The organism is Sphingopyxis sp. CR5, assembly GCF_059693785.1.
This window is the reverse complement of sequence record NZ_JCATIE010000006.1, coordinates 98,464-113,822: the sequence shown is the minus strand read 5'-3', so window position 1 is coordinate 113,822 and position 15,359 is coordinate 98,464. Positions and strand designations below refer to the sequence as shown.

The following is a 15,359-nucleotide window of genomic DNA, read 5'->3' as shown; positions in this document are numbered from 1 at the left end:
ATATGCCTGTCGCGTTTTCGTCATGCCGGACTGGATCCGGCATCCATTTCCGCACCGCCGAGTGGACCCCGGATCAAGTCCGGGGTGACGAACAAGAAGGCCTGACCGGCGCCCTTACGCCGCTTTCTCCGGCGCCAGATAGGCGATCAACCGTCCGAGCGTCGCGGGCAGGTCCTTGCGGTGCACCACCATGTCGATCATCCCGTGCTCCAGCAGATATTCGGCGCGCTGGAATCCCTCTGGCAATTTCTCGCGGATCGTATTTTCGATCACACGCTGCCCCGCGAAACCGATGAGCGCATTGGGCTCGCTGATTTGCACGTCGCCGAGCATTGCGTAGCTCGCTGTGACGCCGCCCGTGGTCGGATCGGTGAGCAGGACGATATAGGGCAGCCCGGCGCGGCGCAGGCGCTGGAGCGCGACGGTCGCGCGCGGCATCTGCATCAGCGACAGAGTGCCCTCCTGCATTCGCGCGCCGCCGGCGGCGGTGATCGCGACATAGGGGCACCCGCGCTTGATCGCTTCCTCCACCCCCGCGACGAACGCCTCGCCGACCGCGACGCCCATCGACCCGCCCATGAAGGCAAAGTCCTGCACGCCGATCACCACCGGACGGCCGTCGATCCGGCCGAACCCGTTCTGATAGGCGTCGCGATCGCCGGTCTGTGCGCGCGCCGCCTTGATCCGGTCGACATATTTCTTGGTGTCGCGGAACTTGAGCGGATCTTCGGGCGCGGCGGGCGAGGACAAGAGTTCGTGCAATCCGCCGTCGAACAGTTGCGCGAAACGCTCCTTCGCGCCGATACGATCGTGGTGGCCGCAGCGCGGGCAGACGTTCAGATTGTCCTCCCACTCCTTGACGAACACCATCTGCTGGCACTGGCGGCACTTGTGCCAGAGATTGTCCGCCGTATCGCGCTTGGCGGTGAAGGGCAGGGCGTTGCGGACGCGGTCGAGCCAGCTCATGCGGCGATCTCCTTTGCGCCGTGGATAGCATCGGCGAGGGTGCGGGTGAAGGCTTCGAGGTGCGGCGCGGCGGCATCGCCATGCTCGGCGATGATGTCGACGAAGGCCGATCCAACGACGACGCCATCGGCGACACGCGCGATCGCCGCTGCCTGTTCGGGGGTGCGAACGCCGAAGCCGACCGCAACGGGCAGGTCGGTCGCGGCCTTCAGACGCGCAACCGCGTCTTCGATGCTTGCCTGCGCCGCCTGTTGCAGGCCGGTAATGCCCGCGACCGACACATAATAGAGGAACCCGCCCGCGCCGTTCAGCACATCGGGCAGGCGCGCGGCATCGGTGGTGGGCGTCGCGAGGCGGATCGGATCGACGCGCGCGGCGCGGAGTGCGGGGCCGAGCTCGGCGTCCTCCTCGGCTGGAATATCGACGCAGATCACACCATCGATTCCGGCCTTTGTACATTCGGCTGCGAACCAGTCGGGGCCGCGGATCGTCATCGGATTGGCGTAACCCATAAGGACGAGCGGCGTGTCGGGATGGCGCTGGCGAAAGGCGGCGGCATGCGCGAAGATGTCGGCGGTGCTCGTTCCCTTCGCAAGGCTGCGCAAATTCGCCTTCTGAATCGCCGGGCCATCGGCCATCGGATCGGTGAAGGGCATGCCGAGTTCGATCACATCGGCGCCCCCCGCGACGAGCGCGTCGAGGTTGGCGGCCGTGTCGCCGTCGCCCGCAGTGATGAAGGCGACGAGGGCGGGGCCTTCGGAAAAGGCGGATTCGAAGCGGGTCATATGGCCCTCTCCCCCTCGCACCCCAGCGGATTGCCTCGCGGCGTCATCCCGGACTTGATCCGGGATCCATTCACGCAGCGCCGGATCAGTGGATCCCGGATCAAGTCCGGGATGACGATGACGGGAATGTGGCGCCAGGATTTCATTAGAGCTCCACCCCCAGCGCATCCGCAACGGTGTTGATGTCCTTGTCGCCGCGACCCGAGCAGTTGACGATGATGACCTTGTCCTTGCCCAACGTCGGCGCAATCCGTTCCGCCGCGGCGATGGCGTGTGCCGACTCCAGCGCGGGAATGATCCCCTCCAGCTTGGTCAGTTTCTGGAAGCTCGCCAGCGCCTCTTCGTCGGTCACGGGTTCGTAGCGAACGCGGCCGATGTCGTGGAGCCAGCTATGCTCGGGACCGATCCCCGGATAGTCGAGCCCCGCCGAGATGCTGTGCGCTTCGGTGATCTGGCCGTCCTCGTCCTGCAGCAGATAGGTCTTGTTGCCGTGGAGAATCCCGGGCTTGCCGCCCGCAAGGCTCGCGGCATGTTTCTTTTCGAGGCCTTCGCCCGCGGCTTCGACGCCGACGATCTCGACCCCCTCGTCGTCTAGGAAGGGGTGGAACAGCCCGATCGCGTTCGATCCGCCGCCGACGGGGGCGATCAGCATGTCGGGCAGGCGTCCTTCGGCCTCAAGGATCTGCGCGCGCGCCTCCTCTCCGATCACCGACTGGAAGTCGCGAACGAGTTCGGGGTAGGGGTGCGGTCCAGCGACGGTGCCGATGATGTAAAAGGTGTCGTCGACATTCGCGACCCAGTGGCGCAGCGCCTCGTTCATCGCGTCTTTCAGCGTCTTGGCGCCGCTCTCCACCGCGACGACTTCGGCGCCGAGCAGCTTCATGCGAAACACGTTCGGCTGTTGCCGCGCGACGTCGACCGCCCCCATGAAGATCGTGCAGGGCAGGCCGAACAGAGCCGCGACGGTCGCGGTCGCGACGCCATGCTGTCCCGCGCCGGTTTCGGCGATGATCTTCGTCTTGCCCATCCGCTTCGCGAGCAGGATCTGGCCGATGCAGTTGTTGATCTTGTGTGCGCCCGTATGGTTGAGGTCCTCGCGCTTCAGATAGATTTTGGCGCCGCCAAGCTCTTCCGTCAGCCGCTCGGCAAGCCACAGCGGGCTCGGGCGGCCGACATAGTGCTTCAGCAGATGCTCGAACTCGGCGCGGAATTCATTGTCGGTCTGCGCCGCACGATATTCGCGCTCGAGATCGAGGATCAGCGGCATCAGCGTTTCGGCGACATAGCGGCCGCCGAATTGCCCGAAATGGCCGCGCGCGTCGGGGCCGGTGCGAAGGCTGTTGGGAAGCTGGGTCATCGTCCCGCCGCTTTAAGGAAAGCCGCCATCTTGTCCATATCCTTGACGCCCGGTGCGCGCTCTATCCCGGTCGAAACATCGACCAGCGGCGCCCCGGTCGCGGTGATCGCCGCCGCGACATTATCCGGGTCGAGTCCGCCGGCGATGCCCCAGTCCATCGTATGACGATGATTTTTGAGCAGCGACCAGTCGAAGCGCGTGCCGGTGCCGCCGGGCAACGCCTGGGCCGGCGCGTCGAAGAGAATGCGGTCGGCGATGCCACGATATTTTTGCATGCGCTCGAGCGTCCCGGCATCTTTCAGGCCTACCGCCTTCCACGCCTCGATGGGCAGATGCTGTTTGACCGCGGCGATCCATTCGGGCGTTTCGTTGCCGTGAAACTGAACGATATCGGGCTTGACGGCCGCTACCGCCTGCCCGGTGAGTTGGGGCTGCGCATTGACGAGCAATAGCGCGACCTTGACCGCTGATCCGGCCCGCTGGCGCAGCGCCGCGGCCGTGGAAAGGTCGACGTGTCGCTGGCTTGGCTCGTAGTGAACGAGCCCGATATGCGTCGCGCCGAGCCGGATCGCGGCATCGACCGCGTCGGGGGTGGTTAGGCCGCAGAATTTGACGAGTGGGGGCATGATCAGGAACTTCTTTATTCCGTTCGCATCGAGCGAAGTCGAGATGCCACTCGACATTGCGCTGGTCCGATGGGGTGTCTCGACTTTGGTTTATCTTGAGCGCCTGCCAAGGCAGTCGAAGGGCTCGATACAAACGGAAGATGGGGTGGTTTAGAGCGTCGCCTCGATCTCGCGCGCCGCAAGATCGGGGTCGGATGACTGACTGATCGGACGCCCGACCACCAGGATAGACGCCCCATCGGACAGCGCCTGCGCCGGGGTGACGATGCGTTTCTGGTCGCCCGCCTTGCCGTTCGCGGGGCGAACACCCGGAACGACGAAGAAGCCGCCGGGCCAGGCATTGCGCGCCGACTTCACTTCCTGGCCCGAACAGACGATGCCGTCGAGCCCCGCCTCGCGGGCGAGCGCGGCCAGGCGAACCACCTGATCGTGCGGCGTGCCGCCGACGCCGATATCGTCGAGATCGGGCGAATCGAGGCTGGTCAGCACTGTCACCGCCACGACTTTGGTATTGAGGCCCGCCACCGCCTTTGCCTCTTCGAGCATCGCGCGGCCACCCGCAGCGTGGACCGTCAGCACGGCCGGCTCGAGCGGGCGCAGCGCCTGGATCGCCTTGGCGACCGTATTCGGGATGTCGTGCAGTTTCAGGTCGAGAAAGATCGGCAGCCCGATTTTCGCCATTTCGTGCACGCCATGATGACCGTTGGCACAGAAGAATTCGAGCCCCAGCTTCAATCCGCCGACGTGATGCCGAACCTTTTGCGCCAGCGTCTGGGCGGCGTCGAGATGCGGGGTATCGATCGCGAGATAAAGCGGAGAGGTCATTGCGTTTCCAGCGGAGATGGAGGGATGTCGTTGACCGGCGGCGACGCCGGCGGGGGCGGGGCGGGAACGGGATCGGCGGGCCGGTTGGCCACGGCGCGCAGATCCGAAAGTTGCCGCTCGCTGTGGTCGAGACGGCGATTCAGCGTCCAGCGCGACGCGCGCAGCGCGATCCACAGCGGTATGCTGCCGATCAGGAACGAGATGAGTACGATGACGGGGAGTTTCGTTTCAGCTTCCCAGCCAGGCCAGATCGTGACCCGTACTACATTCCAGTTTGCCATCGAAAAGATGATGAGCACCGCGGTCAGCAAGACCCAGATGATCGTACGCAGGATTCCCACTTCGTTACTCCTCGTGCACCCTCACCCGGTTTCTAAGCGAGTTTCACGCGCGTTTCCAGCCTATGCGGTGCCGAAGACGCGTTCGAAAATCACATCGACATTCTTCATATGATAGCCAAGGTCGAAAAGTTCCGTCAGCCGGTCGGGTGACAGGCGCGAGGTCACGTCGGCGTCGGCCTTCAACAGGTCGAGCAGCGACAGCGTGCCGTCCGATTCCCAGACCTTCATCGCGTTGCGCTGAACGAGCGCATAGCTGTCCTCGCGGCTCGCTCCCGCCTGGGTCAAGGCAAGGAGCACGCGCTGCGAATGCACGAGACCGCCCATGCGATCGAGATTCTTCTGCATCCGCTCGGGATAGACGAGCAGCTTGTCGATGACCCCGGTCAGGCGGGCGAGCGCAAAATCGAGCGTGATCGTCGCGTCCGGGCCGATGAAGCGCTCGACCGACGAATGGCTGATGTCGCGTTCGTGCCACAGCGCGACATTTTCCATCGCCGGAATAGCGGCGCTGCGGACCATTCGCGCAAGGCCGGTCAGATTTTCGGTGAGCACGGGATTGCGCTTGTGCGGCATCGCCGACGATCCCTTTTGCCCCGGCGAGAAATATTCCTCGGCCTCGAGCACCTCGGTACGTTGCAGGTGGCGAACCTCGACCGCGAGGCGCTCGATCGACGACGCGATCACGCCCAGCGTCGCAAAGAACATCGCGTGGCGGTCGCGCGGGATTACCTGGGTCGAGACCGGCTCGACCGCCAGGCCCAGTTTCGCCGCGACATGCGCCTCGACCCGCGGGTCGATATTGGCGAAGGTCCCGACCGCGCCCGAGATCGCACAGGTCGCGATTTCGGCGCGCGCGGCTTCGAGGCGCGTCTTGCAGCGCGAAAATTCGGCATAGGCTTCGGCGAGTTTAAGGCCGAAGGTCACGGGTTCGGCATGGATGCCGTGGCTGCGACCGATGGTCGGAGTCAACTTATGCTCGTAGGCGCGGCGTTTGAGCGCGTCCAGCAGGCCGTCGAGGTCGGCCAGCAATATATCCGCGGCCTGGGTCAACTGCACCGCGAGGCAGGTGTCGAGCACATCGCTCGAGGTCATGCCCTGGTGCATGAAGCGGGCTTCCTCGCCAACCTGTTCGGCAACCCACGTCAAAAAGGCGATGACGTCATGCTTGGTGACCGCTTCGATCGCGTCGATCGCCGCGACGTCGATCGTCGGATTGGTCGCCCACCAGTCCCACAGTGCCTTTGCAGCCGATTTCGGCACCGTGCCCAGTTCGGCCAGGGCTTCGGTCGCGTGTGCCTCGATCTCGAACCAGATCGACAAGCGATTCTCGGCCGACCAGATGGCGGTCATATCCGGTCGGGCATAGCGCGGAACCATTGAATTTCCTTCCTTTTGGGGCGGCTTGTCGGACATTCGGCCCGAAATTGCGGCAGGGCGCGCCCTAGCAGGGGTCGGACGTTTTTCCAATCGGCCGGAATCGGCAACTTTCGAAAACACACCGGGGTTGATCCGCTGCCCCCTCAATAAACGGCGGCGGATCGCACTCCCGCTGCATCCGCCGTTCAGAACAGGAGATGTAAGATGCTGAAACATATGCTTTTGATCGGCGCAGCCGCGATCAGCCTGCCGGCGATGGCCCAGGAAACGACGCCGCCCGCCGACGACATGATGCCGCCGGCGGAACAGACGACGCCGGCTGATCCCACCGACACCACCACGCCGGCGCCGCAGACGCCCGATACGACGATGCCGCCGGCCGACCCTTCGACGATGCCCACCGATCCGGCAACCCCGACCGATCCGACGATGCCGACCGACCCGGTTCCGGCGCCCGATGATACGACGACGCCTCCCGCCGACCCGATGGCACCGGCCCCGGCCGATCCGGCCACGACCCCGCCGGCGGAGGATCCGGCCACCGATCCGGGTGCAACGGCAAGTGCCGCTACCCCCGATCAGGTCGCGCAGATCGTGAGTCAGGAATTTCCGACTTATGACGCCGACGCGACCAAGGAACTCAACGAAACCGAGTTCGCAACGTGGATGAAGAAGCTGCGGACCGCGACCGATCCGTCGGTTGATCCCGAATCGGAACAGGTGAAGAGCTGGATTGGTCAGGCCTTTGCCGCCGCCGATGCCGACAAGTCGGGCGGCGTGACGGAACAGGAACTGACCGGCTTTCTGTCGCGCGGCGCCTGAATCGGGCGCCCATGACGGGGTGGTACAGCCGTCGGCATGTCCGGCGGCTGTATCCGCCAAGCGGCAGAGATGAACAAGCCGCCGGAACGATCCGGCGGCTTTTTCATTGCGGCCGCACCACCTTGACGATCGACAGGCGGCGTTGCTGGCCGTCGCGATCGGGCCACAGGATCGATTGTCCTTCGCGCATCCCGATCAGTCCCGCGCCCACCGGGGTGAGGATCGATATCCGTCCGGCCGAGATGTCGGCGTCGGCGGGATAAACGAGTTCGACGGTCCGCGAAGCCCCATTGCCTTCGTCGACGAATTCGACCTGACTGTGCATCGTCACTATGTCACCGGGAATCTTGCGCGAACTATGGATTTTTGCGCGGTCTATTTCCTGAAGCAACAGGTCGGCGACGGCGGGCGACCGCTCCTGACGTGCGAGCGCCAGGTCGGTGAGAGTGTCGGCTTCGGTATCGATCATGTGAATAGGCGGCCGCTTGGCCGGTGCGCGCTGGGTCATTGCATGAAGCTTTCGGTCGAGGGCAGGGCATGCCTGCCGCTACGCGGGATTTGAAAAGGAAAGCCGGCCCCGGGTTCGGGGCGCTATGCTCCGGACCCGGGGTTAGGTGCCGGCAAGCAGCTGGCCCGCGTGCGAATGAAGTCGCGACGAATGATGTCGACTCTGCATGGCGCGATGATGTCGCCCCCGCTTCGCCAAGTCAAACCATCTTCCGGCTTCACAGCAGGCCGAGCGAGCGAAAGCTTCGATAATTGCCTCCCGCGATGATGATATGGTCGTGAAGCTGGATTCCCATTTTGGCCGCCGCTTCGGCGATATCGCGCGTGATCGCGATGTCCTGGCGGCTCGGCTCTGGACTGCCGCTCGGATGGTTATGGACCAGAATGATCGCCGCCGCACCCAGTTCGAGCGCGCGCTTGATGACTTCACGGACATAGATGGCCGACTGGTCGATCGACCCTTCGCTCGCCAGTTCGTCGCGGATCAGCATGTTGCGCGAATTGAGGTAGAGCACGCGCACGCGCTCGATGTCGATCGGCCCCATATCGGCACGCAGCCAGTCGAGCAGCGAATCCCAGCTTGAAAGGAGCGGCTTTTCGCGGACTTCGCCCTTGAGCATGCGCAAGCTGGTCGCCTGGACGATCTTCAGCGCTGCGATAGCGCCATCGCCCATGCCGGAGACCCGGCGCAGCGACGTGGGATCGGTGCTGACCAGTTGCGCGAGCGAGCCGAATTCGCGGAGCAGCGCCTTGGCCAATGGTTTGGTATCGCGGCGCGGGATGGCCAGCGCGAGCAAATATTCTACGAGTTCATAATCGGCCAGCCCTTCGGCATCGCTTCCGAGCAGGCGGGCGCGCATACGGGCTCTGTGCCCCGCATGGTCCGGGACAGGGGCGGGATCATCGGCCATGACGATCGAATAACCGCCTTGTCGGTGATGCTCAACGGTCATAGACATCGACCGACGGCAATGCGGACCAATCTTCTGCATCGAAAGCGGACTTCCGGCGTTGGTCAGGTCCATGGGTTAGCGGTCGAGGGACGGATTTTGCACTTCATGACGTCATCGGCTTTCGCTGGGTCCTGGCCGTTTCCTGCGGCATCTCGCACATGATCGACGAATCGGGACCGGCCCCGCCCCCCAAGCGATTGTTCAAGAAGCGCTGGCTGACCGCGGGCGCCGTGGCGGCGCTCGCCACCGGCCTCTGGATGGCGCGCGAACCCATCGCCGATCGCTTTATCCGGGAACAGCTCGACAGCCGCGGCGTGCCGGCGCGCTACACCATCGACCAGATCGGATTTCGCACCGAGCGTCTCAGGGATCTGGTGATAGGCGATCCCGCCCGGCCCGACCTGACCGCAAAGCTCGTCGAGGTCCGGCTCGGCTACGGCTTTGGTGGCCCCTATGTCTCGGCGATCCATGCCGACGGCGTTCGCCTTTACGGCCGCGTCGTCGACGGGCGGGTTTCGCTCGGTTCGCTCGACAGGTTTCGCGATCCCGCCGACACATCGCCGTTCGCCTTGCCTGACCTGTCAGCGGTGCTCACCGATGCGCGGGCGCGGATCGAGACGCCCTGGGGCGCCATAGGCGCGGTGCTCAACGGTGGAGGCAACCTGCGTGAGAATTTCAACGGGAAGCTCGCCCTGGTGGCGCCGCGCATCGCGCTCGGCGACTGCCGTGTGCGCAATCTTTCCTTTTACGGCTCGGTGCTGGTTCGCGATGTCCGGCCGACGCTGAAGGGACCGCTGCGCGGAACGAGCCTTGCCTGCCCGGGTGGTCGGGTCACGGCCGAGGCGCCCCAGGTCGCACTCGACCTCTCGCTCGATGAAACGCTGACGAGTTGGCGCGGGACGGCCGATGCCAGCATCCGCCGGCTTGCCGCGGACGCAGTGTCTGCCGACCGGATCGGCCTGCTCGCGCGGTTCGACGGAACGTCCCGGCAGACGAAGCTGGATATCGATGCCGAGATGGCGCGCCTGCGCGGCTCTGGCTTCACCGCCGAAACGGTCGCGCTCGATGCGCAGGGCCGGGTGGGCTCCAATGCGCCGGCACTGACCGGCACTATCCGCTTTGCGCGCGCGGGGGCGAGCGCCAAATTGCGCGGTTCGATCGTGGGCGCCGCCGCCGATCTCGAGGCGACGCCCGTGGGGCCGCTGGCGACCAAGGCGACGCGTGCCGTCGCCGCAATGCTGGCCGAAGCCGGCGGCAGCGCACGCTTCGCGCTCGCCGGTGAGGGGCAGTCGCAGCGGTTCGACCTGATCGCGGCGGAAATCGCCAGCGCCAGCGGCGCGCGTCTGTCGAGCGACGACGAAAGCCGGGTGTCGTGGCTCATCGGCGCCGACCGGCCCGCGCTGCTGATCGATGGACACTGGCATTTCGGCGGCGGCGATTTGCCTTCGGGCGATCTGTCCCTCGACCGGCGCGCCGACGGCAGCGTGTCCGGGCAAGCCGTTTTCGACCGCTATGCTGCCGGCGATGCGCGACTGACCCTGACGCCGATCAGTTTCTCGAGCGCCGGAGGCGGAAGTGTTCGCTTTGCGACGCACGCCGATTTGGCGGGGCCGCTTGGTGACGGGCAAGTGGAGGGACTCGCTCTACCGTTGTCGGGGACGATCGCGCCGACCGGCGCTATCGCACTCGACGGGGGATGCAGGCGAACTGGCTTCGATCGCGCCGCCGTATCCGGCTTTCGGCTAGGTCGCACCGCTTTCGACCTGTGCAGCCGCCCAGGCGCGCCCCTGCTCAGCGCGGATGCAGGCGGCGTGCAGGGGACGGTCGTGGTTCCGCGTCTGGCGCTGCGCGGCGCCAGCGGATCGTCTCCTTTCGCGTTCGATGCCGGGCGGAGCGAAATCGACCTGGCGTCGATGCGCTGGTCCCTCGGCAAAGCCGATATCCGGCTGGGCGAAGGCGACGACATGACGCATTTCACCACCGATGCGATCACGGGACGCGGTGGCGCGCAAGGGTTGACCGGTACCCTTTCGGGCGCGACCGGCAAGATCGGGGCGGTGCCGCTTATCATGTCCGACATCGCAGGCGACTGGCGCTGGGCGAAGGGAGTGCTGGCGCTCGACGGCGGCCTCGTCGTGACCGACGCCGCGCCCGATCCGCGCTTCGCGCCGCTGGTCAGCGACAATGCGACGTTGCGCTTCGCCGATGGCAGGATTGATGCAACCGCGGAACTCGACGAACGCAAAAGCGGCACGAAGATTCTCGACACGGTCATCACGCACGACCTCTCCAGCGGGACCGGCCATGCCGACCTGAGGGTCGACGAGCTGCGGTTTGGCGATGATTTCCAGCCCGACCAGCTGACCAGCCTGGCGCTCGGCGTGGTCGCCAACGTCCAGGGATCGGTGGTCGGCGACGGACGGATCGACTGGACGCCTGACGGGGTGACGAGCCGGGGAACCTTTGCAACCGCGAATGCCGACCTGGCCGCAGCCTTCGGACCGGTGACGGGCCTGACCGCGACGCTGACCTTCGACGACCTGATCGGCCTCCATTCGGCGCCGGGACAGATTGCGACCCTTGCGAATGTGAATCCGGGCATTCCGGTGGTCGACGGCAAGATCGAATATCAGCTGCTGGGCGACAATCGCGTCCGGATCGAAGGGGGGCGCTGGCCCTTTGCAGGCGGGGAGCTTGTGCTGCACCCTGCGACGCTCGACTTCAACGCGACCCAGACGCGGCGGCTGTCGTTCGACCTCGTCGGTGTCGATGCGGCTGTCTTTTTGCAGGAATTCGACTTCGAGAACATCAATGCCAGCGGGGTGTTCGACGGCACGCTGCCTGTCGAATTCGGCGGGCTCGGCGGGCGGATCGTCGATGGGCGAATCGACGCACGGCAGGGCGGGGGCACGCTCGCCTATGTCGGGGAATTGTCGAATCACGATCTGGGAACGATGGCGAATTTCGCGTTCGGTGCTTTGCGGTCGCTGAAATATGACGACCTCTCGATCCTGCTCAACGGCGATCTCGACGGCGAGATGGTCACCGACATCCGGTTCGGCGGCGTTGGACAGGGCGAGGGGGCGACGCGGAACTTCCTGACCAGGCAGGTCGCCAAACTGCCTTTCGTCTTCAACCTGAAAATCCATGCCCCCTTCCGCCAGTTGATTACGTCGGCCAAGGGTTTCTATGACCCGACGGTGCTGATCGAACAGAATTTGCCGACGCTGCTTCGGGTGCAGGAGCAAGTCGATTCCGCTACGACGAGCGCGAGCGCACCCGTTCAGCCACCAGAAAGCGAGCCTATGCCATGAAGACCATGATCAAGAGGAGATGGATGATCGGAGGACGGTTTCTGGCGATCTTTGGTGCGGCGTCCGCTTTGGGAGCCTGCGTTCAGGTCGACACGCCGGACAAGCCGATCGAAATCAACCTCAACATCAACATCAAGCAGGAAATCGTGTACAAGCTTGATGGCGATGCAAAGAAATTGATCGAGCAGAATGGCGATATCTTCTGATCGATCGGGATTATGGGGTAAGACGAGTGATGACGAAGCGACTGAAACAGTGGAAAGCCGGCGGCTTGGCAATGGCCGCGATCGCGATGACCGCAGCGGTTGCCGTGGCCGTGCCCTCGGCGATGGCCCAACGCGATCCAGCCTATCAACAGGCGCGTGCCGCCGGCCAGATCGGCGAGCAGCCCGACGGCTATCTGGGCTTTGTCACGTCGCCGAGCAAAGAGGTGCGCGACATCGTCACCGATATCAATATCAAGCGCAAAGCCGCCTACACCAACAATGCGCCCGCCGGCAGCACCGTCGAACAATTCGCCTTTGCGACCGGATGCAACCTGATCGCAAAGACGAAGCCAGGCGAAAAGTACCAGGCGCCCGATGGCCGCTGGCTGACGCGCGATAGCGGTGCCCCGGTTCGCGATACGCGTTGCCCGTAAGCGTCGATTTTTCAAGGGTGCCCGCGGGCACCATATGCCGCCGCGCCCCTAAACGCGGCGGCATTTTTATTGGGCGCTGCCAAGCATTGACTTAATCGGGCGGCATTCCTAAACGGACCGCGCCTTAGGGGTTCCCCGATTTTTCGGGCCTTTTTTCGCAGGCGGAATCGGGTAAATTCCCGTTTCGTTTCAGGAGGATGGCGGAAAATGACGGGGAATGGCAGCGATCCGGAACCAGCTTCGGAGGATTCGCGTCTGGTCTCGCTGCAACAGCGATTGGACCGGGCCGAAGCCGCAGAAGCGAAAAGGGCCGGGACCGGCGCACCCGAATCCGATGCCAACTACCGGCTCGGAAATCGGGTTTTGGCCGAATTGCTGGGCGGGATGCTGGGCGGCGCGTTGATCGGCTGGCTGATCGACCGGTTCGCTGGCACCTCGCCTTGGGGTCTGTTGGGGATGCTGGCCCTTGGGGTTGTCGTTGCCTTCAGGAACATATTCCGGATCGCCAACGGCGCGTCGCGCGGTGGCGGAACGGAATAGGTCGGAATTTTGCCCGGCGACGCAAGGCGTTCGGGAGCTAGTTTGGAGTGACGCGCGTGTCCGCAGAGGCCGGTAAATTCGACCCGATGCACCAGTTCACCGTCGAACCGGTCGCGAAGCTGTTCGCGGTCGGCGGGCGCGAAGTGTGGCTGACCACCAGCGCCTTGTGGATGGCTGCTGCCGCGATCCTGCTCTGGGTGTTCATGCTCGGCGGAATGAAGCGCCAGCTCGTTCCGGGCCGCTGGCAGGCCGCGGTCGAAGGATTCACGGGCTTCATCTCGTCGATGATGTCGACGAACATCGGGCCGGAGGGACGCCGATACACCCCCTACGTCTTTTCGCTCTTCATGTTCATTCTGTTCTGCAACATATTGGGATTGATGCCTTTCGCGATCGGCGGCATGCACCCGCTGACGGTGACGAGCCACTTCACGATCACCGGCGTTCTGGCCATTCTGTCCTTTTCGATCGTGCTGATCGTCGGGTTTTGGCGTCACGGGCTGCATTTCTTTTCGCTTTTCGTCCCGCACGGTACGCCGTGGCCGATGATCCCGTTCATCGCGCCGATCGAGTTCGTGTCGTTCATGGTGCGCCCGTTCAGCCTCGGCCTGCGACTGTTCGTCGCGATGACCGCCGGGCACGTGCTGCTCGAAGTGTTTGCCAACTTCATCATCCAGAGCTCGGGCGCCGGCGCCGCGATCGGCCTGCCGGTCGGGCTCGCCAGCCTGGCGCTGATGATCGGGATCAGCGCGCTCGAACTGCTCGTCGCGGGGATCCAGGCTTATGTTTTCGCTCTGTTGACCTCGCTCTATATCAACGACGCAGTCAACCTTCACTAATCCCGTTTTAAACCAAACGATTACCTCAAGGAGTTAAGTTCATGGACGCACAAGCAGCGACGCTCATCGGTGCCGGTCTGGCCGCTATCGGCGCCGGTATGGCCGCCATCGGCGTGGGCAATGTTTTCGGTAGCTTCCTGGAAAGCGCGCTGCGCAATCCGGCGGCCGCCGACGGTCAGCAGGGCCGCCTGTTCATCGGCTTCGCCGCGGCGGAGCTTCTGGGCCTGCTGTCGTTCCTGATCGCGATCCTGCTCTATCTGAAGGCGGCCTGAGGCCGACGCCGCGCCGTGCGGGCCTGATGTCCGCACGGCGCGGGGCCTTTCGATGCGCGGGTGCGCATCGTACAGTCGTCAATCGGAAGAAATATTATGCCACAGATCAACCAGCTCGCGGAAAACTGGTATTTCGCCTCGCAGCTATTCTGGCTCGCGCTGATTTTCGGCGCGGTTTTCGTGGTGATCGGTCTTGGCATGTATCCCAAGATCGAAGCGACGGTCGACGCGCGCGATCGCAAGGTCGCCGATGATCTGGCGGCGGCCAAGGCGGCGCACGCCGCGGCCGACACGATCGAGGATCGCTATCGCCAGCAAAGCGATGCGGCGCGTGCCGCGGCGCAGGCGGCGGTCCAGTCGGCGAAGGACAAGGCCGCTCGCGACGCCGAAAAGCGTCTCGCCAAGGTCGACGCCGAACTCGCCGACAAGATGGCGGCCGCAGAGGCCGACGTCTCGGCCGCGCGCGCTTCGGCGATGGCCGAAATCGAATCCGTGGCCGCGGAAGCTGCGGGCGACCTGGTTGCGAAGCTGTCGGGCGTCAAAGTCGCGGCGGCGGATGCGAAGCAGGCTGTGAAGGCGGTGCTCCATGGTTGATCTGATCTTTTCCGAAGCCGTTGGCGTGGCGGAGCATGGCGGCGGATCGTTCCTGTCGTCGCAAAGCTGGTGGGTCGCGCTCGCGATGCTCATCTTCTTCGGCATCCTGCTGTGGAAGAAGGCACCGGGTTCGATCGGCGCGATGCTCGACAAGCGCATCGCCGACATCTCGAAGCAGCTCAACGAGGCCGAGCAGCTGCGCCTTGATGCCGAATCGCTCAAGGCCGAATATGAAGCCAAGCTCGCCGACGCGACGCGCGAGGCCGAAGACATGCGCACCCGCGCCGAAGCCGAGGCCGATGCGCTCGTTGCCAAGGCGAAGGATGATGCGACCGCGCTGATCGCGCGCCGCAAGCAGATGGCCGAAGACCGCATCGCCGCAGCCGAAGCCAATGCGCTCGCCGAAGTGCGCACGGCAGCCGCGAAGGCGGCGACCGAAGCCGCGGCTACGCTGATCGCGGCCAAGCATGACGCGGCGGCCGACAAGGCGCTGGTCGACCAGGCGATCGCATCGGTCACCAAGGGCTGAATCTCTCGGCATTGCCGAACCAAGGCGCCCGCGGTCTTCCGCGGGCGTTCTTGTTTTGAATTGGTTTCCGGC

The 15,359-nt window shown here is 64.6% G+C and carries 18 protein-coding genes; 9 read left to right on the top strand and 9 right to left on the bottom strand.

Annotated elements, in window-relative coordinates:
* Positions 1 to 114: 114 nt before the first annotated feature.
* The 7 genes from accD to purB form a co-directional block, all read right to left on the bottom strand.
* Positions 115 to 966: an acetyl-CoA carboxylase, carboxyltransferase subunit beta gene (gene accD, locus AC58D2_RS10895; protein ID WP_497390154.1), complete on the bottom strand. Its 852-nt coding sequence runs from the start codon at positions 964 to 966 to the stop codon at positions 115 to 117.
* Positions 963 to 1,751, bottom strand: a complete 789-nt coding sequence (gene trpA, locus AC58D2_RS10890) for a tryptophan synthase subunit alpha (RefSeq protein ID WP_497390152.1) — start codon at positions 1,749 to 1,751, stop codon at positions 963 to 965. Before trpA ends, accD begins: the two co-directional genes overlap by 4 nt.
* A gap of 145 nt (positions 1,752 to 1,896) precedes the next feature.
* Positions 1,897 to 3,108: a tryptophan synthase subunit beta gene (gene trpB, locus AC58D2_RS10885; protein ID WP_497390150.1), complete on the bottom strand. Its 1,212-nt coding sequence runs from the start codon at positions 3,106 to 3,108 to the stop codon at positions 1,897 to 1,899.
* Positions 3,105 to 3,791 carry a phosphoribosylanthranilate isomerase gene (locus tag AC58D2_RS10880; protein WP_497390148.1) on the bottom strand — a complete coding sequence of 229 codons (687 nt, stop codon included), beginning with the start codon at positions 3,789 to 3,791 and terminating at the stop codon, positions 3,105 to 3,107. Before AC58D2_RS10880 ends, trpB begins: the two co-directional genes overlap by 4 nt.
* Before the next feature lie 93 nt (positions 3,792 to 3,884).
* Positions 3,885 to 4,559 (bottom strand): orotidine-5'-phosphate decarboxylase, encoded by a 675-nt coding sequence (pyrF, locus tag AC58D2_RS10875; protein ID WP_497390146.1) that lies wholly within the window; start codon positions 4,557 to 4,559, stop codon positions 3,885 to 3,887.
* The gene (locus AC58D2_RS10870; protein WP_497390144.1) at positions 4,556 to 4,900 is read right to left on the bottom strand and encodes a lipopolysaccharide assembly protein LapA domain-containing protein; all 345 of its coding nucleotides are present in this window, start codon (positions 4,898 to 4,900) and stop codon (positions 4,556 to 4,558) included. Before AC58D2_RS10870 ends, pyrF begins: the two co-directional genes overlap by 4 nt.
* A 60-nt stretch (positions 4,901 to 4,960) precedes the next feature.
* Positions 4,961 to 6,277, bottom strand: coding sequence for an adenylosuccinate lyase (gene purB, locus AC58D2_RS10865; protein ID WP_497390142.1), 1,317 nt, complete (start codon positions 6,275 to 6,277; stop codon positions 4,961 to 4,963).
* Between the two features lie 204 nt (positions 6,278 to 6,481).
* On the opposite strand from purB, the gene AC58D2_RS10860 reads away from it, so the two are divergent.
* The gene (locus AC58D2_RS10860; RefSeq protein ID WP_497390140.1) at positions 6,482 to 7,099 is read left to right on the top strand and encodes an EF-hand domain-containing protein; all 618 of its coding nucleotides are present in this window, start codon (positions 6,482 to 6,484) and stop codon (positions 7,097 to 7,099) included.
* A gap of 103 nt (positions 7,100 to 7,202) precedes the next feature.
* Here the strand turns inward: AC58D2_RS10860 and rnk are convergent, their stop codons facing one another.
* Positions 7,203 to 7,607: a nucleoside diphosphate kinase regulator gene (gene rnk / locus AC58D2_RS10855; protein WP_497390138.1), complete on the bottom strand. Its 405-nt coding sequence runs from the start codon at positions 7,605 to 7,607 to the stop codon at positions 7,203 to 7,205.
* Between the two features lie 217 nt (positions 7,608 to 7,824).
* Complete coding sequence (gene radC, locus AC58D2_RS10850; protein WP_497390447.1) at positions 7,825 to 8,517, bottom strand: RadC family protein; 693 nt, start codon at positions 8,515 to 8,517, stop codon at positions 7,825 to 7,827.
* 200 nt (positions 8,518 to 8,717) lie between these two features.
* Here radC and AC58D2_RS10845 point away from each other — a divergent pair, with 200 nt between their 5' ends.
* The 8 genes from AC58D2_RS10845 to AC58D2_RS10810 all read left to right on the top strand — a co-directional run bounded on the left by AC58D2_RS10845 (position 8,718) and on the right by AC58D2_RS10810 (position 15,287).
* Complete coding sequence (locus tag AC58D2_RS10845; RefSeq protein ID WP_497390136.1) at positions 8,718 to 11,873, top strand: intermembrane phospholipid transport YdbH family protein; 3,156 nt, start codon at positions 8,718 to 8,720, stop codon at positions 11,871 to 11,873.
* Positions 11,870 to 12,079: a YnbE family lipoprotein gene (locus AC58D2_RS10840; protein WP_497390134.1), complete on the top strand. Its 210-nt coding sequence runs from the start codon at positions 11,870 to 11,872 to the stop codon at positions 12,077 to 12,079. The genes AC58D2_RS10845 and AC58D2_RS10840 overlap by 4 nt, the downstream gene beginning before the upstream one ends.
* A 29-nt stretch (positions 12,080 to 12,108) precedes the next feature.
* Positions 12,109 to 12,513 carry a YdbL family probable chaperone protein gene (locus tag AC58D2_RS10835; protein WP_497390132.1) on the top strand — a complete coding sequence of 135 codons (405 nt, stop codon included), beginning with the start codon at positions 12,109 to 12,111 and terminating at the stop codon, positions 12,511 to 12,513.
* A gap of 207 nt (positions 12,514 to 12,720) precedes the next feature.
* On the top strand, positions 12,721 to 13,053 hold the full coding sequence (locus AC58D2_RS10830) for an AtpZ/AtpI family protein (protein WP_497390130.1): 333 nt from the start codon (positions 12,721 to 12,723) through the stop codon (positions 13,051 to 13,053).
* A gap of 56 nt (positions 13,054 to 13,109) precedes the next feature.
* Positions 13,110 to 13,892, top strand: coding sequence for a F0F1 ATP synthase subunit A (locus tag AC58D2_RS10825; protein ID WP_497390445.1), 783 nt, complete (start codon positions 13,110 to 13,112; stop codon positions 13,890 to 13,892).
* Positions 13,893 to 13,933: 41 nt separating this feature from the next.
* Positions 13,934 to 14,164, top strand: a complete 231-nt coding sequence (locus AC58D2_RS10820; RefSeq protein WP_067108963.1) for a F0F1 ATP synthase subunit C — start codon at positions 13,934 to 13,936, stop codon at positions 14,162 to 14,164.
* 96 nt (positions 14,165 to 14,260) lie between these two features.
* Positions 14,261 to 14,758, top strand: a complete 498-nt coding sequence (locus AC58D2_RS10815; RefSeq protein ID WP_497390127.1) for a F0F1 ATP synthase subunit B family protein — start codon at positions 14,261 to 14,263, stop codon at positions 14,756 to 14,758.
* Positions 14,751 to 15,287 (top strand): F0F1 ATP synthase subunit B, encoded by a 537-nt coding sequence (locus tag AC58D2_RS10810; RefSeq protein WP_497390125.1) that lies wholly within the window; start codon positions 14,751 to 14,753, stop codon positions 15,285 to 15,287. The genes AC58D2_RS10815 and AC58D2_RS10810 overlap by 8 nt, the downstream gene beginning before the upstream one ends.
* Positions 15,288 to 15,359 lie beyond the last annotated feature (72 nt).